This window comes from Saccharothrix saharensis, from assembly GCF_006716745.1.
Classification (GTDB): Bacteria; Actinomycetota; Actinomycetes; order Mycobacteriales; family Pseudonocardiaceae; genus Actinosynnema; species Actinosynnema saharense.
In genome coordinates this window covers 1,267,146-1,289,179 of record NZ_VFPP01000001.1, presented here as the reverse complement: position 1 = coordinate 1,289,179, position 22,034 = coordinate 1,267,146, and the positions used below count along the sequence as shown (strand labels likewise).

The 22,034-nt window shown below is 74.9% G+C and carries 20 protein-coding genes; 6 read left to right on the top strand and 14 right to left on the bottom strand.

Annotated features, from left to right (window positions below; translation table 11 throughout):
- Positions 1 to 7: 7 nt before the first annotated feature.
- From FHX81_RS04925 to FHX81_RS04900, 7 genes are all read right to left on the bottom strand, one after another.
- Positions 8 to 1,540 (bottom strand): thiopeptide-type bacteriocin biosynthesis protein, encoded by a 1,533-nt coding sequence (locus FHX81_RS04925; protein WP_141975456.1) that lies wholly within the window; start codon positions 1,538 to 1,540, stop codon positions 8 to 10.
- Positions 1,540 to 2,664 (bottom strand): hypothetical protein, encoded by a 1,125-nt coding sequence (locus FHX81_RS04920; protein ID WP_141975454.1) that lies wholly within the window; start codon positions 2,662 to 2,664, stop codon positions 1,540 to 1,542. Before FHX81_RS04920 ends, FHX81_RS04925 begins: the two co-directional genes overlap by 1 nt.
- Complete coding sequence (locus tag FHX81_RS04915) at positions 2,661 to 4,331, bottom strand: TOMM precursor leader peptide-binding protein (protein WP_141975452.1); 1,671 nt, start codon at positions 4,329 to 4,331, stop codon at positions 2,661 to 2,663. The genes FHX81_RS04920 and FHX81_RS04915 overlap by 4 nt, the downstream gene beginning before the upstream one ends.
- Positions 4,328 to 5,884: a hypothetical protein gene (locus FHX81_RS04910; RefSeq protein WP_141975450.1), complete on the bottom strand. Its 1,557-nt coding sequence runs from the start codon at positions 5,882 to 5,884 to the stop codon at positions 4,328 to 4,330. Before FHX81_RS04910 ends, FHX81_RS04915 begins: the two co-directional genes overlap by 4 nt.
- Positions 5,881 to 6,957 carry a lantibiotic dehydratase C-terminal domain-containing protein gene (locus FHX81_RS04905; protein ID WP_170231938.1) on the bottom strand — a complete coding sequence of 359 codons (1,077 nt, stop codon included), beginning with the start codon at positions 6,955 to 6,957 and terminating at the stop codon, positions 5,881 to 5,883. The genes FHX81_RS04910 and FHX81_RS04905 overlap by 4 nt, the downstream gene beginning before the upstream one ends.
- The gene (locus FHX81_RS40315) at positions 6,954 to 9,353 is read right to left on the bottom strand and encodes a lantibiotic dehydratase (protein ID WP_170231937.1); all 2,400 of its coding nucleotides are present in this window, start codon (positions 9,351 to 9,353) and stop codon (positions 6,954 to 6,956) included. Before FHX81_RS40315 ends, FHX81_RS04905 begins: the two co-directional genes overlap by 4 nt.
- A gap of 63 nt (positions 9,354 to 9,416) precedes the next feature.
- Positions 9,417 to 9,584, bottom strand: a complete 168-nt coding sequence (locus FHX81_RS04900) for a thiazolylpeptide-type bacteriocin (protein ID WP_141975446.1) — start codon at positions 9,582 to 9,584, stop codon at positions 9,417 to 9,419.
- Positions 9,585 to 9,897: 313 nt separating this feature from the next.
- Between FHX81_RS04900 and FHX81_RS04895 the strand changes: the two genes are divergently transcribed.
- Complete coding sequence (locus FHX81_RS04895) at positions 9,898 to 10,683, top strand: AfsR/SARP family transcriptional regulator (protein WP_170231936.1); 786 nt, start codon at positions 9,898 to 9,900, stop codon at positions 10,681 to 10,683.
- On the opposite strand, the gene FHX81_RS04890 is transcribed toward FHX81_RS04895, so the two are convergent.
- Positions 10,587 to 11,840, bottom strand: a complete 1,254-nt coding sequence (locus FHX81_RS04890) for an ROK family transcriptional regulator (RefSeq protein ID WP_246107633.1) — start codon at positions 11,838 to 11,840, stop codon at positions 10,587 to 10,589. The genes FHX81_RS04895 and FHX81_RS04890 overlap by 97 nt on opposite strands.
- A 226-nt stretch (positions 11,841 to 12,066) precedes the next feature.
- Here FHX81_RS04890 and FHX81_RS04885 point away from each other — a divergent pair, with 226 nt between their 5' ends.
- Entirely contained in the window at positions 12,067 to 12,429 is a 363-nt protein-coding gene (locus FHX81_RS04885) for a cellulose binding domain-containing protein (protein WP_141975441.1), read from the top strand.
- On the opposite strand, the gene FHX81_RS04880 is transcribed toward FHX81_RS04885, so the two are convergent.
- Positions 12,362 to 13,192 carry an NYN domain-containing protein gene (locus FHX81_RS04880; protein WP_246107632.1) on the bottom strand — a complete coding sequence of 277 codons (831 nt, stop codon included), beginning with the start codon at positions 13,190 to 13,192 and terminating at the stop codon, positions 12,362 to 12,364. The two genes, FHX81_RS04885 and FHX81_RS04880, sit on opposite strands and share 68 nt — an antisense overlap.
- A 48-nt stretch (positions 13,193 to 13,240) precedes the next feature.
- Between FHX81_RS04880 and FHX81_RS40310 the strand changes: the two genes are divergently transcribed.
- Positions 13,241 to 13,417, top strand: coding sequence for a hypothetical protein (locus FHX81_RS40310; protein ID WP_170231935.1), 177 nt, complete (start codon positions 13,241 to 13,243; stop codon positions 13,415 to 13,417).
- A gap of 35 nt (positions 13,418 to 13,452) precedes the next feature.
- Here the strand turns inward: FHX81_RS40310 and FHX81_RS04875 are convergent, their stop codons facing one another.
- Positions 13,453 to 14,289: a DMT family transporter gene (locus tag FHX81_RS04875; protein ID WP_141975437.1), complete on the bottom strand. Its 837-nt coding sequence runs from the start codon at positions 14,287 to 14,289 to the stop codon at positions 13,453 to 13,455.
- A 107-nt stretch (positions 14,290 to 14,396) separates the two neighbouring features.
- Here FHX81_RS04875 and FHX81_RS04870 point away from each other — a divergent pair, with 107 nt between their 5' ends.
- From FHX81_RS04870 to FHX81_RS04860, 3 genes are all read left to right on the top strand, one after another.
- Complete coding sequence (locus FHX81_RS04870; protein ID WP_141975435.1) at positions 14,397 to 15,266, top strand: S1 family peptidase; 870 nt, start codon at positions 14,397 to 14,399, stop codon at positions 15,264 to 15,266.
- Between the two features lie 117 nt (positions 15,267 to 15,383).
- The gene (locus FHX81_RS04865) at positions 15,384 to 17,618 is read left to right on the top strand and encodes a WD40/YVTN/BNR-like repeat-containing protein (protein ID WP_141975433.1); all 2,235 of its coding nucleotides are present in this window, start codon (positions 15,384 to 15,386) and stop codon (positions 17,616 to 17,618) included.
- Between the two features lie 68 nt (positions 17,619 to 17,686).
- Complete coding sequence (locus FHX81_RS04860; protein WP_141975431.1) at positions 17,687 to 18,145, top strand: hypothetical protein; 459 nt, start codon at positions 17,687 to 17,689, stop codon at positions 18,143 to 18,145.
- A gap of 61 nt (positions 18,146 to 18,206) precedes the next feature.
- Here FHX81_RS04860 and FHX81_RS04855 read toward each other — a convergent pair whose 3' ends face one another.
- The 4 genes from FHX81_RS04855 to FHX81_RS04840 all read right to left on the bottom strand — a co-directional run bounded on the left by FHX81_RS04855 (position 18,207) and on the right by FHX81_RS04840 (position 21,700).
- Positions 18,207 to 19,256, bottom strand: a complete 1,050-nt coding sequence (locus FHX81_RS04855; protein WP_141975429.1) for a cellulose binding domain-containing protein — start codon at positions 19,254 to 19,256, stop codon at positions 18,207 to 18,209.
- 409 nt (positions 19,257 to 19,665) lie between these two features.
- Positions 19,666 to 20,313, bottom strand: coding sequence for an SDR family NAD(P)-dependent oxidoreductase (locus FHX81_RS04850; RefSeq protein WP_141975428.1), 648 nt, complete (start codon positions 20,311 to 20,313; stop codon positions 19,666 to 19,668).
- Between the two features lie 285 nt (positions 20,314 to 20,598).
- On the bottom strand, positions 20,599 to 21,066 hold the full coding sequence (locus FHX81_RS04845; protein WP_141975426.1) for a beta-ketoacyl synthase N-terminal-like domain-containing protein: 468 nt from the start codon (positions 21,064 to 21,066) through the stop codon (positions 20,599 to 20,601).
- A 94-nt stretch (positions 21,067 to 21,160) separates the two neighbouring features.
- The gene (locus tag FHX81_RS04840) at positions 21,161 to 21,700 is read right to left on the bottom strand and encodes a flavin reductase family protein (RefSeq protein WP_211363377.1); all 540 of its coding nucleotides are present in this window, start codon (positions 21,698 to 21,700) and stop codon (positions 21,161 to 21,163) included.
- Positions 21,701 to 22,034 lie beyond the last annotated feature (334 nt).

The window sequence follows — 22,034 nt, the reverse complement described above, 5'->3', positions numbered from 1 at the left end:
GCTCCGGTCACCCCGTCGCCGCCAGCGGCATGAGGTAGACCAGCGCGTCGTCCACGCCGTCCAGGCAGAGCACGTCGTGCGCCACGTCGTCGTAGAAACCGCCGAGCACGCCCAGTGCCAGGCCCGTCGACGCCGCGACCAGCGCGAGGTTCTGCGCCAGGTGCCCCGCTTCGGTGAACGCCAACCGCAACGCCCGCAGGCCGTACGCCTTCCGCAGCGCGCCGACCCGCGCGTAGAGGCCCAGCACCGCGGGCGTCGTGGCCGGGTCGACCCGACCCTCGCCGTCGCCGAACCACATCGAAGCGGCGCGCACGTCGTCCACCGGCGGCGCGGCGGCGACGCGGACCAGCGTCCGGCGCGCCTCGTCCACCTCGTACACGCCCGGCTCCAGGCCGGTCACCCGCCACGCCACCACCCGCAGCCGCGCGCTGTGCCGCGCACCGGCGCTCGGGTACGGCCGTCTCCCGTCCGGGAGAGCGCCCTGCGCGGTCCACAGCAGCGTCGCCAACTGCCCGGCGTCCAGCGGACCGGCCAGTTCGGCGCCGCGTGCGGTGTGCCGGGTGGCGAGCGCGTCGACCAGGGCGCCCGGCACGGGGGCGGGCTCCGGCAGCGGCACGTCCGGCCACCACGGCAGGGTCGGCGACGTGACGCCGGCGCTGCGCGGCCCCTGGTCCGGCACACCGGGGTGGAACCTGCTGGCCGCCAGGTAACGCCGGTCGGGCGCGGTCGCGCCGTCCTCGTGGAACGGCGTCGGCCCGTCGGGCGCTTCGGCCGTCATCGCCACCAGCCGGCAGGCGGTGCGCTCCTCCTCGGGGCTCAGACCGAGCCGGTTGCACAGCATGTGCAGTTGTGACGCCCAGACGTGCCGGGGCAGGTCCGCCGCCCGCACCCGGTCCACCCAGTACCCGACCGCGCCCGTCGCCCCCGCTTCGAGCCGGTCCCACCGCGCGGCGAGGTGGGCGGCGCGGGCCTCGTGGACGGCGCGGGCGGCGGTGTGGGAGCCGACGCCGGGCGGCGCGACGGGCTCGTGCGCCTGCCGCCACCCCGTCGCGAGGGCCCGCAGCCACGACGCCGCCTCCACCCGGTCCATCTTCAACGCGACCGCGGTGGCCATCATCAGCTCCACGGCCGCGGTGAACCTCGACCCCGCCGACCGCAGCACGGCCACCGCCACCTCCGTGCTGCGGCAGAACACCTCCTCGGCCGCGGGCAACGCCTCCGGGCCGCCGTACCGCGCCACTTCCGGCTCGTACGGCGTCTCGCGGACGTCACCGTGCGGCAGCCCGCCCACCGAGTGGTCGCGCACCGGGTGATCGGCCTGCGCGACCAGCGCGCGCAACCGACCGACCAGGTCCGCGGTCACGTCCCGCGCCCGGACGCGCAGGTGCGGTCCGGTTTCCCAGTAGCGCACGAAGAACCAGTCCGAGAGGCGGCCCGCCGCGCGGTGGCCGTCCAGCTCCGGCGCGAGGACGTCGGTGATGAACGCGTCGACGTCCGCCACCGACCACGACAGCCGCACGTGCACGCTGGTCCACGTCATCACGTCTCCAGTGGGGTGAGGTCGTAGCGGAAACCCGTGCCGCGCGGTCGGCCCACGAGCAGCAGGTAGAGCAACGCGTGCGACGCGGGCGCGCCGACCAGCGCCTCCAGCGGACCGTCGTCGGTGCTGCGCGCGGGCCGGCAGAACGCCCCGGCCCCGGCCGTCGCCGTTCCCACGTGCTGCGCGACCGCCCCGGCCGCCCGCAACAGGGCCCGGTAACCGTCCGGCCCGTCAGCCGCCACCGCCGCGGCCGGGTCGCCGGTGGTGACCAGGGCCAGGTTCATCGAGGCGACGTGGATGGTCTTGGGCGGGTGGCCGAACACGGGCGACAGCGCGGCCACCGCCGCCCCCGCCGACACCGACCGCAGCCCGCCGTCCACGGCGTACCACCCGTCGGCGACGCCTTCGACGTTCCGCACGGCCAACCGGTGCCGCAGGTCGCCGCGCACGGGCGACCCGACCGGCGGGTGGTTGACGGCGTGCACCACGGCGTCCAGGACGTGCGCGGGCAGCGGCCGCGGATCCGCCGCGATGCCGCGCGGGCCGACGCCCGAACTGCGCACCGGAACCGGGCTCGGGGAGTCGCCGACTCCGGATGCCGTGGCAGCCGCCGCAGCCCCGCCCCCGAACGTCACGGTCACCGCCGGCCCGGACGCCCGCGCGCGCAGCCCCAGCCTGGCCGAGTGCTCGACCAGCGCCGCCGCGACGTGCCCCACCTCCAGTTCCGTCAGCACGTCGCCGAACTCGCGGTACCCGGCCGACAAGCGGTCGCGGCGGCGGACCAGGTCGATCCGCACCGGGCCGTCGACCACCGGCGTCCCGTCGCCCACCAGCGCCCGCCGCACCGGGTCGAGCACCCACCGCCCCGCCACCACCAGGTCGACCGTCGCCGCGGCCCGCGCGGACGGGTAGGCCCGGTGGTCGTTGTACTGGTTCCACGGTTCCCACCGCAGCGGTGTCGCCACGTCGGTCAGCAGGCGCGCCAACGCCGGCCCGAACCGCCCGCCCAACGCCGTCAGCGGCACGCGCGGGCCCGGAGCGGCCGGAACCCGCGGTGACGCACCGGGCTCCACGACCCGCCCCGGCCCGTGCGCATAGGCCGCGCGCAACGCGTCGGCGTTCACGGGAACGGGTGGGGCAGTGGGGTACCGGCGAGGCGCAGCCGAGGTATGCCGTGCGTGCGCCGGTTCAGCTCGCCGAACGTCATCGGCGCGGTGCCGGGCACGATCACCTTGGCCGAGTGCAGGCCGAGCCGGTCCCGCACCACCGGGTCGCTCTGGTCGACCGCGATCACCTCCAGGTCCAACGCCTCCCACTTGCGCACGTAGTGCTCCAGCACGGCGTCCAGGTCGTCCCGCGGCACGTCCGGCACCGGCAGCGCCACCTCCGGGCCGGGCACGAGGAAGTCGTACCGCTCGGCGGCCTCCGCCAGCCCGTTGACGTTCACGTGGTCGTCCATGCTCCGGACCAGCCGGGGTTCCCGCAGCAACCGCCGCAGCCGTTCCGGGTCGTAGTCGTCGGGCTCGACGCGGTAGCGCTTCGCACCCGCCTCCACGTCCATCGCCACCTCGGCCGCCGCCGACCGCATCGCCGCGTCCGGGTCCAGCCCCGCCCCGGCGGCGAAGAACGCGTGCGGACGGCGAGGCGAGCGCGCCAACGACAGCACCGACGGCACGCCCAGGTCGTTGGTGGCGTCGTACAGCTCCAGCCGGTAGCCGAGTTGCTCCAGCCGGTCCGCCAGGTGCGCGGTGACGTCGTCGCGCACGCGCAGGCTCCGCAGCGGCACCCGGCCGTACCAGGCCGTGAGGAACGCGTCCCGCTCGGCGACCTCGAACAGCCCGTACAGCACCGCTTCCGTGAGGCTGTTGCCGGTGCCGCACCCGTTGGACGTCTCGTCCACGAACCGCGCGCCCTCGCCGTGACCCCAGTACGCCACGTGCTCGGGCACGGCGACCGGCCGTCCCCGCGTGTACGACCAGCCGTGCACCCACCGGGTCCGCACGTCCGGGTGGTACGGCACGACGTGCGGCGACTCGTGATCCGGCAGGCCGAGCCGCACGGGGTCCAGCGCACGGTCGCCCAGCTCGGCGTAGGACGCCTCCAAAACCGTGGTGACGCGCCGCGGCCGCATGCCCGCGTGCCGTTCCACGGCTTCGTACAGCGCGACCCGTTCGGCCTCGGCGTAGTCGCCGGTGCGGCCGAACCCGGCCTGCCCGCCGCCCAGCTCCGCGCTCACCGCGGCCACGGTCAGGTCGCCGATGCGGTGCATCCCGCCGACCGGGCCGTGCCGGAGGTCGAACAGCTCCCGCTTGAGCGCGTCGCCGCCGGTGAGCGGGTTGGGGCCGCGCAACGTCCCCGGCACCACCGGGACGTGCTCGCGCACGACGGCCTCCGGTCCGTCGTCCGGCAACGGCCCGCACCTCGGGCAGCCACCGGGCCGCGGCCGGACCCGGTGCTCGCCCACCGTGCCCAGGTCGGTCCGCACCGCCAGCACCTTGTCGCGGTACGCCGCCGGGTCTCCGGACACCCGTTCGACCAGCGCCGCGAGCAACGGCCGCAACGCCGGGGAAGCCAGGCCGCCCAACCGCATCCGCCGGTCACCGCGGGGCGCGGACGGGCCGAGCGCGGCGAGTCGCGCGTCCTCGGCGCACCCCGCGCACACCCCGTCCGACACCGGTCCGATCAACGCCAGCGCGCCGTCGAACCGCACCGGCAGCACCGGACCGTCCGCGCCGACGCCGTCCAGCTCGCCGAGCGAGTACTCGGCCAGTTCCACCACCCGCACGGTCACCGGCCGTCCTCCGCGAACGCGACCAGCCCCGCCGCCTCCAGCACCGGGCCGAGGTCCACCGGCTTGACCTCGCCCGCGAGCGCGCGCAGGTCTTCCTGGAACGCCTCCTCGCCATCACGGAGCCCGTGCGGCCAGTGCCAGTCCCGGTTCGTCCACGGCGCGGCGGCCCCGTCGGGCTCGGCGAACGGCGCCGCCCCGCACAGCACGACGGTCCCGCGCACGCCGGTCCCGCCGACGCCTGCCTGCGCCCGCCCGGCGGCGGCCATCGCGGCGAACGCGACGGCGTCCGCCGGTTCGGCCTCGACCGCCCACGACAGCTCCTCGCCGTCCGCCCGCACGACCGCCCGCGTCACGCCCGGACCGAGCCTGGTCACCTCGACCGAGGCGGGCAGCGCGAACCGCAGCGCCACGGCCTTCCACCACCGCCGGGCGGTCGGGTCGGCGGCCCACTCGACTTCGGCGACCGGTGTGCCGGGCAGCCGCCGGACGGCCGTGCGCAACGCCAACCCGAGGGCGTGCACCCGGTCGGCGCCCACCAGCGCACCGGCCGGTGCGAGCTCGCCCGCGGCGCGCAGCAGGGCGTCGAGCCGGGCCGCGTGCTCGGTGGTGCCGAAGCCGACCACGTCACCGGACGCGGCCAGCTTGACCGGCAACTGCGGCAGGTCACCGGGCAGCGGGGTGGGCACCGGCCCGAGCTCCCGATCGCCCAGCACGTCCAGCAGCGCGCCGTTCGGCTCCCGCGGCCGCACCGCCGACAACCAGGGGTGGTACTCGGCGTGCAGCGGGTCGAGCCGGGCGACCAGGACGGCCTGGTGCGGCGGGCCGGTCGGCGGCACGTCGCTCCACATGTCGACCACCTCGGTGGACGGGTCGGGCAGCCCGCCCACCGCGCACACCAGCCGGTGCGCCGCGGCCGACCCGACCAGCGCGGCCAACACCTCGGGCGCGGTCCCCGGCGCGCCCGCCAACCGTCGCGCCACCGCCGCCGCGTCGGCCTCCACGTCCGAGAGCGGGCCCGGCGCGACCACGAACCCGACGTCGGTCGCGCACCCGGCCGCGACCGCGTGCGTCCCGGCCACCAGGACCACACCGGGACCGGACCGGACGGCCGCGACCTCCAGCCCGGCGGCGACCAGGGCGCGCCGGGCGTACGCGGCCAGGACACCCTCGCCGGTGACGGTCACCGTCGCCGACCGGAGTCGACGCCAGGTCTCGACCGGTGCCGGCGCGACGGACTCCAGCCAGCTCGCGATGTCCTCCGGCGGCGCGTCCCCACCCCACTCGGCGGGCACCTCCACGAGCATGTCGTGCTCGTGGAGCTGGCCGATGAGCAGCTCCAACGCCCGCGCCACGGCCGGTGGCGCGTGCTCGGGCACGACCAGCCGCCCCGGCGGCACGCCGTCGGCCAGCGGACCGGCCAGCCGTTCCCAGATCGTCCACAGCCCCTTGCCGCCGTCGAGGGTGAAGCTGGACCGCCACCCCCGCACGTGCAGGCCGGTCGGGGTGGGCGTCGCGTGCACGATCGGCCGCAGCCGCACCAGCACCCCGCTCATCGCGCCACCTTCACCATCTGCGCCACGTGCTCGTCCCACCCGATGCCGGTGATCCGCTGCACCGCCCGCACGACCAGGCTCGCGGCGAGGTAGCGCTCGACCGGCGTCACGTCGCACACCGCCAGCAATTGGTAGAGCATGTTCGTGCCGAACCGGTACACCGTGACCGGCCGCTGGTAGTCCGGGTGGTCGAAGTCCACCTCCCGCAACCGGGCGTGGTAGTCGCTGATCCGGTCGGCGTGGTCGCGGTGCCAGCGCCGGATCGCCTCCTCCTCGCCCAGCTCCACCGCGCGCTCACCGAGGTGGGCCGAGTACGCGGTGGGCAGCTCGCCGCGGTCGAACACCTCCTCGATGGCCGCGCGCGTGCCGTCCGTCCAGGCGACCCACGGCGTGGTGAGCGTGCCGTCGGCGACACCGCGCACGGTTTCCACCACCTGCTCGGCGTTGCGCTCCCACACGGCCGCGAACCGGTCGCGCAGCACGCCGTCGGGATCGCTGTGCAGCAGGAAACCCTCCAGGTGCGACAGGAACGAGTGGTAGCCGTTGACCAGGCCCGCCGGGAACCGGCTCGCGTGCGCCGTCATCGCGATCAGGGCGAGCCGCACGCGCGCCGGGCCGGCGCCGGTCACGGCCACGGCGTCCCGGACCGCGGGCACGCCCATCCGCAGGCACCGGGCGCGCAGGTCGACCAGCACGTCCGACCGCAGCAACCGCCGCAGCGCAGCGAGGTCCGTCGGTTCGACGACCACGGTGTTGTCGGGGTGGATCGGCTCGTACGGCGGCGGCACGAGCTCGGCGATCCCGTTCTGCCTCGCCCGCGCCAACAGCACCTCGCGTCCGAAGTCCACGGTGGACGGATGTGTCGCCAGGTGCGCGCGCAGCCGTGCCGCGACCCGTTCCGCGACCTCGTCCGGCCCGTCCAACCGGACCCGCACGTGCGGTCCGTGCAACCAGTGCCGCTCCACGTGCCCGGTGGCGCCGGCGCGTTCGGCTTCCGCGAGCGCGGGCAGCACGGCGTCGCGGAGCAACGGCGCCTTCACCGGGTCGTGGTAGTAGCAGACGACGTCGGTCACGTGGCCCTCCAGTACGTTTCCGCGATCAGTTCGACCACCCGCCCGGCGCCGGGCACGGGCAGCGCCTCGGTCAGCCGCACGCCGTCCGGGAACCTCGCCAACAGCCGGGGCAGGCAGCGCAGGTGCAGCGGGTCGCCCAGGTCCGCGTACTGCGGCTTGCCCGCCGTGAGCGCGCGTTGGTAGGCGTCGGCCGTCGCCGGTCCCCGGTCCGGGCCGACGAAGACGTGCTCCGGCACCCCGTGCCGGGCGCGCAACCGGGCCACGTCCAGCGCGGCCCGTTCCTCCGCGCCGACCGTCGGCGGCGCGGCGAAGTCCCAGCAACGACGGGCCAGCACGACATCACCGCAGGTCAGGCGACCCCGCGTGGTCACACCACCCTCGGTGGTGGCGGTGCGCAGCCGGTCGAGGTCCACCCACCCGCAGGCCAGGTCGGAGTACAGCGCCACCTGCCGGTCCGGCAGCGCCAGCGGGATCAGGAAACCCAGGTACAGCACGTCGAGCGGGACGCCGCGGTGCGTCACCCGCACCTCGTCGGCCACGGGGTCGTGCCGCACCTCCAGCTCGTCGGCCGCGAGGTCGGCCCACCGGGCGTCCTCGCCCACCTCGCGCGCCCCCAGCAACGGGTGCAGGTTGGCGTTGAAGCCCCGCACCGGGCGGAACTGCACCGGGTCGGCGGTGTGGCGGCGCACCTGGCGCGTCACCGCGTCACGCGCGCCGGGCAGCAGGTCGAGGAAGCGGCTGGTGAACTTGCCGAACCCGGCGTAGACCCGGTTGACCACGAGCCGCCCGTCCTCGGTCGGCTGGGCGAAGAAGCCGTACGAGCCGGGGCGGCGGGTCGCCCACGGCGGCAGCAGGTCGGCGGCGGAGCGCAGCACGTCGTCGGTGACCACGCCGTCGTGCACCTGCCCGGCCAGCTTCTCGCGCGCCTCGACGACCGCGCGGACGTCCGGGTCGGCCACCGCGTCGGTGTCCATCGACTCCTGCCACGCCCGGGACAGCGGCCCGGAGGAGTCGGCGAGCGTTGCGGCACCGCCCCGGCCGAACCGCTCGACGAACCTGGTCCGGATCAGCCGGCGCAGCAGCACGTGCTGGTCGAACGCCACCAGCAACGGGGTGAGGCGGGTCAGCGCGGGCGCGGCCCCCGGTGGCACGGGCACCGGCTGGGGCAGCACGACGTCCTCGACCACCGGCGTCACGCCGGTCAGGTCCGCCCCGACCCGCTCCCCGAGGTCGCGCCAGCCGGCGGAGAGCTGCGCCAGCACGGCCGCGCGGGTCGGCGGGTCGGCGCGGCCGAACGCGGCGGTGGTCGTGGCCAGCGCGGTCAGCCGGCGGGCGGTGTCGCCGTCGGTCGGCGCCAACCAGGACGCCAGCGAGCCCACCGCGTCGGGGTCCTGCGGGTGGATCGGGGACACCGGCACCAGCAGCCCCAGGTCCAGGACCCGCGCCACGAACGCCGCCGCCGCGTCCGGACGGGCCAGCTTCGCCGCCAGCGCCGCGGTGACCCGGTCGAGCGGCAGCCCGTCCGGCCCGGCCTCCCGCACGACGTCGAGCACGAACCGCAGGGGCCGGGTCGCCGCGACGTCCACCTCTTCCTCACGGGCCACCGCGGCCCGACCGACGCCCTCGACCGGCACGTCCCGGCGGAACAGCAGGCGGCCGTCGCGTTCCCGCAGCCCCGGCGCGAGCCGGTGCGGCAGCCGCGGCCCCAGGGCGTCCACGAGCCTCGTCACCAGCAGCCGGTGCACCGCCGGGTGCGACACCGGCTCGGCGCCCGGCCACGGCCCGTCGCCCCACACGCCCCAACCGACGTGGGTGTACCAGGACAGGGGGCTGGTCTTGGCCGTCGCGCGCAGCGCGTACCGCAGCACGGTCGGCTCGGCCTTGCGCGCCTTGCGGTCCGGCTCGCCGCGGCCCCGCGCGGTGCGGTCCAGGCCGTGCAACAGGTCCGGTCCGGTCAGCACGCTCGCGCGGCGCAGCTCATCGGTGGCACACACCTCCGCGAGCCACCGGCGTGACGCCGCGAGTCCGCCCGGCCACGCGGCCAGCACCGCGTCCACCGCGCGTGCCAACTCCTCGTGCGCCGCCAACCACCGCGCCAACAACGGCACCCGTTGCGGCAACGTGCCCCACGCCGCCGGTCGCGGGACACGGCCGTTGTGCACGTCACGGCGCAACGGCAGCACGACGTTCCGGTGGAACGCGGGGGAGTGGCCGCGGGCGCTGTCGTGCAGGGCGTCGGCGAGGTCGGGCGCGAGCGCCGCGATCCGGGACTCGGCGGCGACCACCGCGGCCAGACCCGCCCGGAAGTCCGACCCGGCCGGTCGTGGGTGCGCGAGCGCGGCCACCCGGACCAGCGCGTACGGCGCCAGTTCGGTGGTGGTGCGGTCGTCGGCCATCCCCGTGCTCCCTCCGCTGCGGGCCGGGAGCGCCCGTGCGGACGCCCCCGGCTCCGGCTCGACTCAGCCCTGCGCGGGCAGCTCCGGCTGCTGGCAGCAACAGCACGAGGTGCCGCTGCACGAGCACGCCGCCGCCGAGGCGCCGGTCTCCGGCAGGGCCACCGCGTCACGCATCGCGGTGACGGCCAGGTCGCCGAGGTCGAGCTCCGAGTCGTCGAAGGTCAGGTCCATCGGTCACGTCCTTTCTCCGGTGGGCGCGGCGGACCGGTCGGCCGCCGCGTCGGGTGGTGCTGGTCGGCCCGTCCGGGTCGGGCCCGGCGACCGGATCGCACCCCGTTGCGGTTCTCCGAATCAGGTGCGGTGCGGTCACCGGGGGCGCCGGTCCGCGGCTCGGGCGTCGGGCCGCACGCTTCCACCTGGCGGTATACGTCCGGTATGCGTTGCGCCGTCCGGTGCTCCCCGGCGTTCGGCGTCCCGCAGCACACCTCGGACCACGACCTACCGTGTGCGGTGGATGATCGGGTTCGACGTGGGGAGATCCGGGGTGTCGATCTGTTCGACGTCGCGCGTGCAACGGGACATCGACGTCCGGCTGTTAGGCGGGCCCGCCGTGAGCGGGCCGAGGGCGGCCGACGTGGTGCCCGGAGGGGTGAAGTCGCGGACGTTGTTGACCGCGCTGGCGCTGGACGCGGGGTCGGCCGTGTCCACAGAGCGCCTGATGGACTACTTGTGGGAGAAGGAACCGCCGCGCAGCGCGCTCAAGAACCTCCAGCTGTACGCGTCACGGCTGCGTCGCTGCCTGGACACCGCGAACGCCGGCTTCTCCCGGCTGCTGGTCCACGTCGGCCACGGCTACCGGCTCGACGTGCCCGCCGAGGCCGTGGACGTGCTGTGCGCGGGCGGGTTGCTGCGCCGCGGTGTGACGTGCCTGCGGCAGGGCGATCCCTGCGGCGCGGCCACCGCGCTGACGGCTGCCCTGGGGTGCTGGCCGGTGGACGGCCTGGTCGGGTTGGTGCCCTCCGGTCCGGCCACGGCGGTGGCGGCGTTGTGGCGGGAACGCCGGATCGCCGCCGTGGAGCACCTGGCGACGGCGAAGGTCGCGCTGGGCGCGTGGGAGGACGCCGTCGACCTCCTCGCACCGCACGCGTCCGCCCACCCGACCCGGGAGTCGTTGCAGGTGCTGCTGATGCGCGCCCTGGTGCACCTGGGCGACCGGGTGGGCGCGATCGACGTCTACCACCGGCTGTGGCGGGTGCTGGACGCGGACCTCGGCATCCGGCCCGGCGGTGAGGCGCGTGCGGTGTTCGAAGGGCTGCTGAGCAACGCTTGACGTGGTGCGGCACGCGGGCGGTCGGTGATGGATCCGGTGATGGTGGCCTTGATCGCGAGCGCGGCGCCGGAGCGGGCCCACTCGCTGAAGTCGAACGGCCGCACGTCCAGGTCGATCAGGTCCGGGTCGTCCTCGTAGGTGTCCTCGATGCCGTCGTGCACGAGCGGTGCCGACACCTCGTAGAGCGGCAGGCCGTCACCGGTCAGGAGGACCTTCTGCGGGTCGATGACGTTGGCCACCGTGCCGATGAGCACGCCGAGCGCGTAGCCGGCCTCGTCGAACACCTGCCGGGCGTGCGGTTCGCCGGCGCGGACCCGGTCCAAGGCCTCGGCGTACGTCGGCCGGCCCGGCAGCCGGCGCAGCATCACGTGCGTCATCAGGTAGCTGGAGACGCAGCCGCGCCGGCCGCAGCCGCACTGCGGGCCGGCGGCGTCGACCAGGGTGTGGCTGAAGTGGGGCGGCAGGCCGTGCGAGCCCGCGACGAGCCCGCCGGACACGATCAGCCCGGTGCCGACGCCCGCGCCGACGGTGATCACCGCCAGCGACGTCAGACCCGCGCCGGGACCGAACCAGTGCTCGGCGGCGGTCAGCGCCTGCACGTCGTTGTCCACCGCGGTGGGCACGCGGGTCGCCCCGGTCACCGCCGCCTTCAGCGGCACGTCGGTCCAGCGCAGGAGCTCGTCCCGCGCCACCAGCCCGTCCAGCACCACCCCGCCGAGCGTCACGCCGATGCCCGTGAGACCGGGGAACCGGCGCGCGACGTCCGCGATCCGGGCGACGACGTCGTCCGGCGCGGCCGAGCGCAGCGGCTCCTCGACCGTCGTCAGCGAGGTGGCGGTCAGGTCGGTGACGGCGGCGAACAGCCGGTCCGCGGTCAGCTTCACGCCGAGGAAGCGGTGGGCCGGTCCGCGCACGTGCAGCATCTCGGACGGGCGGCCGGCCGACGCGCGTGGTCGCGTGTCGCCCTCGACCAGCAACCCCTGTGCCACCAGCGCCTTGGTCACGCGGGTGAGGGTCGGTCGGGACAGGCGCAGCCGGGTGGCGATCTCGGCCCGGGACAGCGGGCCGTGGATCAGCACCTCCAGCAGCACGCCCCGCGCGACCTCGGGCAGCTCCGGCCAGGAGGAGGTGGCGGTGGCGTCCGCTTCGGAGATCACGGCTCGAACATAGCGGGATTCTGGGATCGCTCCCAGTCGTCGGTCCATCGGATGGTCACCCACTGCGACCTTTGCGCAACTCGACCTCGACGTCGGAAGTGCGGCGACCGGGGCGTGAACCGCCTAAGTTCCCTCCGATCACCAATGGCGTCCTTCTCGGGTGTCACGGAGCGACAACATCGCTGGGAGCGCTCCCAGGCCTGGGAGCGGGACGGACGTCGACTCAATGAGGTGTCGAACAGCCATGAGAAGCAGGATCGCCCTGATCGGAGCCGCGCTGCTGGTCGTCGGGGCCGACGGGCAGCCGTTCGCAATGCGCGCCTGGAACGCCGCGATCGCCAGCAACGGGTCCACGGTGACGGCACGCGACGCGAGCTACGACGGCACCCTCGCCGCCGGCGGCAGCACCTCGTTCGGCTTCACGGCGTCGTCGCGGACCGCGGACACCGCCCCGGCGGTGTCCGCGGTCCGCGAGCTGACCGGTCCCACCGGTGCGCGGAGCCGTCCCCGCGCACCGGTGGTCACTCGAACCGGATGGACTCCGCCCGCGGGTACTTGCGGCCCGGCGCGGGCACCGGTGACCCGGTGAACGACACGGGCGTGCCCGTGGGCAGCATCGCGACCCCCACGGGCAGGTCGTCGCGCGAGGCGTACCAGGAGTTGCCGCGGCTGTCGGTGATGAACCCGTGCGGCTGCCCGGCCTTCCAACCGGTCACCGTCCCCCGCCGACGGCCGCGCGGCGCGCCGGCGGGGGAGGCGACCACCTCGCCGGACCGCACGAACGGCCGGCGCAACGGGTAGCCGGCGCGGTCGCCGGGCGCGAACAGGTCGTCGAACGTCGGGGTGAGGGTGGCCGCCGCCCGCAGCGGCGCGGCGGTGCGCGGCACCCGCTCGGGCACCTGATCGGTGGACCGGTCGTCCACCACCGGCACCACCACGCCCACGCCGCGCCCGGTCAGCCGGGTGGCCAGCGGCGTGAAGTCGGCGTCACCGGTGATCAGCACGACCCACCGCAGCGGCACGGTGGTCGCGAGCTCCCACGCCTCGAGTGCGAAGTGGACGTCGACGCCCTTCTCCTTGCCGCCGTGCAGCGGCAGGTCGTGCCGGGTGACGCCGGCGGCGGCCAGGGCCGCGTCGAACGACGCCGCGGGCGTCTCGATGCGGCCGCGGACGTAGTGCGCCTCGTGCACCAGGCAGTCCTCGAACGCGGTCCCGGTCTCGGTGTGCAGGTACCAGCGCAACGCGTCGTGCAGGCCGTCCAGCGCGATCCGCGCCGCCCGCGGATGGGCGGTGGCGTAGTAGTCGCTCAGGTAGGCGAACCACGTCCCGTCGTAGAACACCCCGATGCGCACGATCTCCCCTGCTGGTTTGGGCCGTCAGCGAAGGGATACACCATGGCGATGAGCACACCGGAACCCGACCCCGTCACCGCGGCCGCGATGGAGGAAGAGCCGGACTTCGCCGACGAGCACTCGCGGCCCACCTACGCCGACGAGCAGGCGGACTCCGCCAACACCACACCGGACGAGTCGACCCCCGAGGGCACGGCCGGCGCCGGTGGGATGGACCCGGAGTAGCCGACGGTCCCGCGCGAACGCCCCGCTCGTGATCATCACGGGTGACCGGTGGTCGCCTGCCCGGCCGGCCGGCGCCGGTGGAAGCGGGCGATGGCGGCGATACCCGTCAGCGACACGGCGGCGCTCGTGACCAAGGCGATCAGCGTGCCGCGGCCCGCGTCCGGGGTCTCGTCCAGCAGCACCATGCCGATCCAGGCGGCGACGATCGGGTTCACCACGGTCTGCCCGGCGACCACGAGGTCGGCCGGGCCGCTCGCGTAACCGAGTTGCACCAGCGACGCGCCGACCAGGAACGCCAGCGCCAACCCGACGAACGACACCCACGGCACTCGCGGCAGCGAGGTGGCCACGTCCCGCACCAGCACGGCGACCAGGCCGTACGCCGCACCCGCACCGGCGGCCAGCGCCAGGGCACGGGCCGTCCCGCTGCGCAGGGCCGCGACGAGGACGAACACGCCGACCGCACCGGCGACGACCTGCCCGGCCCGCAGCGCCACCGCGGGCGGCACATCCGTCGCCACGGCCGACCGGGCGGCGAGCGCGACGAACGTGGCCACGCCGCCCGTCGCCGCCATCACGGCCACCGCGAACCCCCGCGTCACCCGGCGCACGCCGATCGCCGCGATGATCGGCAGCGACAGCACGGCGAGCGGAGCCACGACCGTCACCGGCGCCAACGCGAGCGCCAGGATCTGCAGCGCCGCGGCGACGAACAGCACCGCGAACCCGAGCAGCCACCGACGGCTGCCCGCCAGCCGGGTGAACCTGCGCACGGTGAGGTCGCCGACGTCCCGGACGCCGCGGAACTGCAACGCGGCGCCCACCGCGCTCAGCACGGCCCCGGTCAGCGCGCACAGGATCGCGATCCCCACCCGACCAGGGTAGGTCCGGTCGGGGCCCGGTGGCCGACGTCCACGAACGGTCGCTACCCGGCGGCTCCCGTCGTGGCTACCGTCGCGTCCCGGGAGGGAGTGCAGCCATGACCTTCGCACGTCGAGTGGGTGCGGCCGTGCTGGCGGCCGGTCTCGTGCTCGCCTCGGCCGGGCCGGTGTCGAGCGCACCCGCCACCGGGGAACGGCTGGAGCGGGGCGCGGCGTCCCGGCCCGCCGCCGTCACCGGTTGGTACGCCGACCCGGCCACCGAGGCGCTGGTGGTGTCGGTGCACGGCGACGCGACGGGCGTCGCCGAGTGGGCGCGCGGCCTCGGCGTCGGCGCCGTCACCGTCGAGCACGTCGCGGAAGCTCCGCGCCCGGTGTGGGACCTGATCGGCGGGCAGCCGATCACCAGCGGCGGCACCCGGTGCACGTTGGGCTTCAACGCCCGGTCCGGTGCGAACCGCTTCATCCTGTCCGCCGGGCACTGCGTCGCCACGGGCAGCGAGTGGCACGGGGTCGGCGGCTACATCGGCCCGGCGGTCGGCTCCTCGTTCCCGGCCGATGACTACGGCCTGATCCGGGTGGCGTCGACCGCCGCGGTGTCCACGCCGCTGATCGACCGACACGCCAGTGGCCCCGACGTCACGATCACCGGCTCCACGACCCCGCCGGTCGGCTCGTCGGTCTGCTACTCCAGCCCGGTCGTGGGCTGGCGGTGCGGCGGCGTGACCGGGCTCAACCAGACCGTCTGCTACCCGCAGGGCTGCGTCAGCGGGCTCATCCGGACGTCGATGTGCCCGGAGGCCGGCGCGTCCGGCGCGCCCGTGGTGACCAACCCCGGCTCCGGCTCGGTGGTCCGCGCGGTGGGCCTGGTGTCGGGCGGGTCCGGCAGCTGCACGTCCGGCGGGACGACGTGGGTCCAGCCGATCTCCGAACCGCTGGCGGTGTACGGGCTGACGCTCCACACCGGGTGAACCGGTGATCGGGGTCAACGGTCAAGAACCACCCACGATCATCGGTGTCGTGCGCACCGTCGAGTCCCCTAGCGTCCGCCACGGCCTTGCCGTGGTCCACCGCCCTGGGGGTTCCCGATGCGAGTTCGCCGCCTGCTGGTCGTCGCCGGCGCGTTGACGCTGCTCTTACCCGCACCCGCACTGGCCGACCCGCCGGGCACCGGTCAGCCCGGCGAGTACCGGCCCGTGCGCGGCCCGTCGGCACCGGCCGAGCACCGGTTCCTGCAGAAAGCCGTCCGAGGCGACACCATCCCGCGGCACGCGCACGACCTGGCCGCCGCCGAGGCCGACCGGATCCCCGCGGCCGGTGCGCCGTGGCGTTCGATCGGCCCGACGAACATCGGCGGCCGGATCGTGAGCCTCGCCCTGGACCCGCGGCGGCCCGACACCGTCTACGCCGCCGCGGCCAGCGGCGGGCTGTGGCGGTCCACCGACGCCGGGAGCACGTTCGCGCCCGCGTGGCCGGACAACGCCACGCAGGCCATGGGCGCGGTCGCCGCCGCCGGCGACGGCACGCTCTACGTCGGCACCGGCGAGCCGAACCCGGGCGGCGGCAGCGTGACCTACGAGGGCACCGGTGTCTACCGTTCCCCGGACGGCGGCACGACGTGGCGCAACGTCGGCCTGCGCGACTCCGGCGCCGTCGGCGGCATCGCGATCGACCCGACCGACCCGAAGCGCCTGTTCGTGGCTGCCAACGGCTCGCTCTACAACCCGGGTGGCGACCGCGGCGTGTACCTGTCCACCGACGGCGGGGACGGGTGGCGGCGCGTGCTCGACGTGCCGAACGAGTTCACCGGCGCGGTCGACGTGCAGCTCGACCCGACCGACCCGCAACGCGTGTACGCGGTGCTGTGGGACCACCGGCGCACCCCGGTCGAGCGGACCTACGGCGGCGAGGGCTCCGGCGTGTACCGCTCCGTCGACGGCGGCCTGACCTGGCAGCGGCTCGCCGGCGGCCTGCCGCCCGCCGGGCCCGACGTCGGCCGCATCGGCCTCGGCGTCTCGGCGTCCGAGCCGGGCAGGCTGTACGTGATCGTCAACAGCACCGCGGGCCCGTTCGCGAGCTTCCACACCTCGGCCGACGCGGGCGACAGCTGGACCCGCCTGCCCGAACCGGACGTGCTCAGGTCCTCGCAGTCGAGCTTCGGCTGGTGGTTCGGCAAGGTCTGGGTCGACCCGGACGACGCGCGGCACGTGCACGTCGCCGGTGTCCCGCTGCTGACCACCAAGGACGGCGGTGCGACGTGGACCGCGGACGACACCTCGATCCACGTCGACCACCACGCGATGGTCTGGGACCCCCGCTACCCGGCCCGGGCGTACCTGGGCAACGACGGCGGCGTGTACCGGTCCGACGCCGACGGCGACGGCGGCTGGGTGAAGGCCGTGCACGAGCCGTGGACCCAGTTCTACAGCCTGGCGATCAGCCCGCAGGACGTCACGCGCGTCTCCGGCGGCACGCAGGACAACGGTTCGCTGCGCTCGTGGGGCGGCCCGGCGTTCAACGAGTACCTCGGCGGTGACGGCGAGGAGAACATCATCAACCCGCGCGACAAGGACAACGTCTTCGCCTGCTACCAGTACGGCAACTGCTTCCGCTCCACCGACGGCGGGTCCACCATGGCCTACTTCACCCCGGCGACCACCGCGGACCGCCGCAACTGGTTCACGCCGGTGCAGTTCGACCCGTCCGACCCGAACGTCCTGTACTACGGCGGGAACCGGCTCAACCGGTCGGTCGACAACGGCGTGACGTGGACCGCGATCAGCCCCGACCTGACCGGCGGACCGGGCCGGGACACCTACCCGTACGGCACCATCACGACCGTCGCCGCCGCGCCGTCCGACCCGCGCACGATCTGGGCCGGCACCGACGACGGCCGCGTGTGGTTGACCCGCGACCTGGGCGCGACCTGGGCGAAGGTGCTCGACGGCCAACCGTGGGTGACCCGGATCGCGGTGTCCGAGCGCGACCCGGCCACGGCGTACGTGACGCTGTCCGGCTACCGGTCCGGCTCCGACCAGGCCCACGTGCTGCTGACCCGTTCGGCGGGCGCGCGCTGGTCCGACATCTCCGGCAACCTCCCGTCCGCGCCGGTCAACGACGTCGTGCTCGGCCGCCTGGGGCAGCTCTACCTCGCCACCGACCAGGGCGTCTTCGTCGGCAACGCGCTCGCGGCCGGGCACTGGCTGCGACTGGGGCACGGCCTGCCGAGGGTCGCGGTGGACGACATCGAGTACGACGGCCGACACCACCGACTCGTGGCGGCCACCTTCGGTCGTGGCATCTACGCGACCGTCGTCCCCTGATCCCCGCGGAAGAGTTTCGGCATGTGGACGATGGAGGGGCAATGGCGGGAGACGTGCGACGACCGCTCATGTACCTGCTCGCGGTCGCGGTTCCGATGCTGACTTCGGCGGCACCGGCCGCGAGGTCATCGCAGCCGGAGGGGCCGGTTCGGGTGATGGCGACTCCCGGAGACGTGTTCGCCGGGTACAAGACCGAATTCCTGCTCTCGACCGGGGCCAACCAGCAGGTCGTCGTGGGGAGGCTGAACGTTCCGGCAGGGGCGTTCACGACCGTGGACAACAGCGGTTACGCCAGAACGATCCGCTGCGTGCTGGACTCCCAGGGCGACTGGGACCGCTCGATCGTCACATTCGACGGCGTGACGCCCAACATGCCCATAGTGCTCACCGTGAACCACGTCTTCCCCGCGCCGGGGACGGTCACGCTCAGCTGCGGCTTCGACTTCCAGTCGGGTCGAACACTGCTCCAGTTCATCAAGATCGACGCGATCGCTGCCGCAGGATGGTCCAACACAACGCTGACCTGAGGCCCGACGACCGGCGATCGGGGTCGGTCCGGGCACCCGTGCGGTGCCCGGACCGGTTCCGTCACGGGCTGGTGCAGGTCACCTCGCTCGGCGCGGTGGAGTTCGGGCCGTTGGCGACGTAGCCGAACGTGGTCGACGCCGCGCTGCCGAGGGATCCGTTGTACGGCGCGTTCTTCACCGACACGGCCCCGCTGGTGCCGGTGTTCACGCCGCCCCACAGGTTGCTGACCGCGTGGCCGGACGCCAGCGTCATGCGGACCGTCCAGCCGTTGAGGGACGTGGTGCCGGCGTTGGTCACCTTCACCTCGGCCTGGTAACCGCCGCCCCACGCGTTGACCACGCGGTACGTCGCCGTGCACGCCGCACCACCAGGCTGAGTGGTCGTCGTCGTGGTGGTGGAAGTGGTGGTGGTCGTGGTCGGATCGCCGACACTGCCCGGCACGGACAGCAGGGCGTTGTACCAGACCGTGGCCATCTTCGAGTAACCACCGGCGTTCGGGTGCACGCCGTCCGCGAGGTCCGCGGTGGTCAACGCGCGGTACATGTCGACCAGGTGCACCTTCTTCCCCGCGTTCACCTTGCTCTGCACCATGGAGGGGATGGTGGAGTTGAACGCCCGCACGGTCGCGTCACCCGAGGACAGCGGCACGATCGTGGCGACGAACAGGTCCGCGTCCGGTGCCAGCGTGGTGATGCGGTCGACCAGGTTCGACAGGCGTTGGGGCGCGCCGCCCGGGTCGCCGCCGTACATGTCGTTCGTGCCGATGTGCAGCAGGATCGTGCGCGGGGTGTAGGTGCGCAGCCAGTTGGTGACGTTGTTGTCGATCTGGGCGATGGTCCAGCCCGAGTGGCCTTCGTGGTTGCGGTCGCCGAGGCTGGTGGGGCCGTTGGTCATCGACCCGACGAAGTCGACCGTGCGGCCGCCCGCGACGAGCTTGCGCCACAGGTCGACGCGGTAGCCGCCGGGCACGTTGAAGCCGTCGGTGATCGAGTCGCCCAGCGGCATGACCTTCACGCCGCTGTCGGCCTGGGCGGTGCCGACGGCGACCACGGCGGCGGCGACCAGGGTCAGCGCGGCGGCCGCGCTCGCGAGCATCTGCCTTCGTTTCATGGACCGGACCTCCGGGGAACTGAAGAACGCGGTGGTGGCGGTGTCGGTGGGCGGCGGTTCCAGCCGTCGGGGTTGTCCCACCGGGCACTTCCACCCGGTGACCGGCTTGAAACGTTCAGCAGTGTGCTTCGCACCGATTCCGTTGGCAAGGCAATCGAGACGCGTCGCCGACCGGTGGCGCCGCGCGGCGTGCGGCCGTTCGCCGGTGCCGCGACGGCGGCCGGGCACGTCCGTCGGCCCGCGCGCGAACGGCCGGGCGTGCTGGTGAAGTGCGCGATCGGCCCGCGGTCCGCGTGGCGGAACCGCGGCGGCGCGCGCACCGCGCCACGGTCGCGTTGCGCTGTTCAGCCCAGCCGCGGCGGCTCGGTCGGCCCCCCGAAATCGACGTCTCGTTTCGCGGGCGTTCCGCTCAACGGCCGAGGCGGCTTGCGCCGGTCGTCCGGAGCCACCACGGCGCGATCTGGCGCGGCCGCAGGGTGATGGCGTCACAGATCAACGCGACCGGGTCGGCGCGGACCAGTCCGGTGTAGACGGTGGTCGTGGTCAGGTCGCGGTCGCGCGTCTTCGTGGCCAGACCGCGGAACCACGTGTCGAACGCGGCCTTCGACGCGCGGTGGCTGCCCCAGCGGCACGGCAGCGGCAGGCGGATGTGCGCGGGCAGCACGGTGATCAGGTGCGCCGGGCCGCGTGAGCGCAACGCGGGCAGCAGGCCGCGGATGAGCGTGGACGGGCCGACGTAGTGGGTGTTGATCGCGTGCTGGACGCCGCGGCACGACGCCGGCCGGGGCGGGGTGCCCGCGGCGTGGATCACGACGTCGAGCCGGTCGTGCTCGTCGAGCAGCCGTTCCGCCAGCCCGCGCATGGCGGCGGGGGCGGCCGGGTCGGCCCGGTAGACCGGAGTCGCACCGGTGGGCCGGTGCGAGGGGTGCGCGACGAGGAGGACGTGCGCGCCCGCCCGGGTCAGGTGCCGGGTCACGGCGTCGGTGACACCGCGCGCCGTCCCGGTGAGCAGGACCGTCTTGCCGGACACCGCCTGCCGGAGCCGGGAGTCGTTCATGCGGAGCCTTCCGTCGAGGGCGCGGCGCGGTCGGGCACCCAGGACGGCGCGAGCGCGCCGCCGGTGACCGCGAGCAGGAAGCCGAGCAGGGAACCGCCGAGGTTCGAACAGCAGGGTCGCGTCCGCGACGACGAGCACGCCGGCGAGCAGCCACGTGGCCGGCACCCGCGAACCGCAACGAGCCCGGCGCCGTGCCGACCACGAGCACCAGTTCTCCGCCCGCGGCCGCGGTGAGCACCCCGGCGGCGAACGGGCACGAGCGCCGCCGGCGGGTGAAGCCGCCGCTCACCCGCCGGACATCATGTACGCGTCGATCCCGCGCGGGTCCATCATCCGCAGGCCGCCGTAGGCGTTGTCGGAGATGCCGACGAACACGGCCGTGTCGCTGCCCGCCAGGGACTCCCGCGCGAGACCGGCGTCGTCCAGCGCCTCGGCGGCCGGCTCCAGCAGCAACCGGTGCTGCGGGTCCATCTGCCCGGCCTCCATCGGCGAGATGCCGGAGTGCGCCGCGTCGAAGGAGGCCAGGTCGTCCGGGTAGCCGCCGGCCGTGGTGCAGCCCTCGCCGGGCCGCGGCAGCTCCCGGTCGGTGAACCGCTCGAGGTCGAACCGGTCGGAGGGCGCCTCGCCCACCAGGTCACGGCCGTCGACCAACGCCTGCCACAGCGCGTCCGGCCCGTCGATCCCGCCGGGCGGCCGACAGGCGACGCCGACGAGGGCGACGGCGTGGTCCTCGTTCCAGTGCGCACGGCTCACCCTTCGGCTCGGTCCGTGCCCAGCGTCGCCGGCGACGACGGGACCCCGCCAACGCAGACCGTCAGGTTCACCCGGACCGGTGGACTGGCCGTCCTCAGCGCCGTTCGCCGTGCAGGGAGTGGTAGCGGCCGTCGTGGTAGAGCAGGGGAGGGGTGGCGTCACGCAGGTCGGTCGCCGTGACGCGGACCAGCACGAGGTGGTGATCGCCCACCGGCACGAGCGCCTCCACCTCGGCCCGCAGCCAGCCCGCCGTGCCGTCCAGGACCGGCTCGCCGCCGGCGAGGCGACGCCAGCGGGTCGGCGCGGCGAACCGGTCGACACCGCGGGTGGCGAACCGCCGGGCAACGTCCTCCTGGTGCGCGCCCAGGAAGTTGACGACGACGCTCGCCGCGTCGCGCACGTGCGGCCAGCTGGAGGATCCCGCCGAGATGCCGAAGCAGACCAGCGGCGGCTCGGCGGACACCGAGGTCAGCGACGTCGCGGTGAACCCGGCCGGGCCGCGCTCGGCGTCGACCGTGACGACCACGACGCCGGCCGGGTGCCGGCGGAACACCCGCCGGAACTCCGGCACGTCGACCCCGGGCTCCCGGTCGGGCGAGGTCGTCTGTCCGATGTGGAGCGAGGTTGGTGGCACGCACCGATGCCGGCACCCGGCCCCGCGCCCCGACCAGGGCGGTTCACCATGTGGGAGGTCTTCACCGACGCGTGCCGACGTGCCGGCCGCGGCCGACGATCACCGCCGTCACCCGCCGCCACGCCGTGGACGGTGATCGACCGAGCGGCACACGGCGACCGCGCCGGCGGGATGCGCCGGTTCCGGCGGGCCCGGTGGAGTTCCGCGCGGAGTCCTCCCGCGCCGCCGGGAGCCCGGCGGTGGTCGACTGTGCGGACCCCACCCGACCTGGGCGTTCCGCGCGCACCCCAGCGGGACCGGCCGTCGTTCCCGCTTCCGGGGACTCCCCGACCCG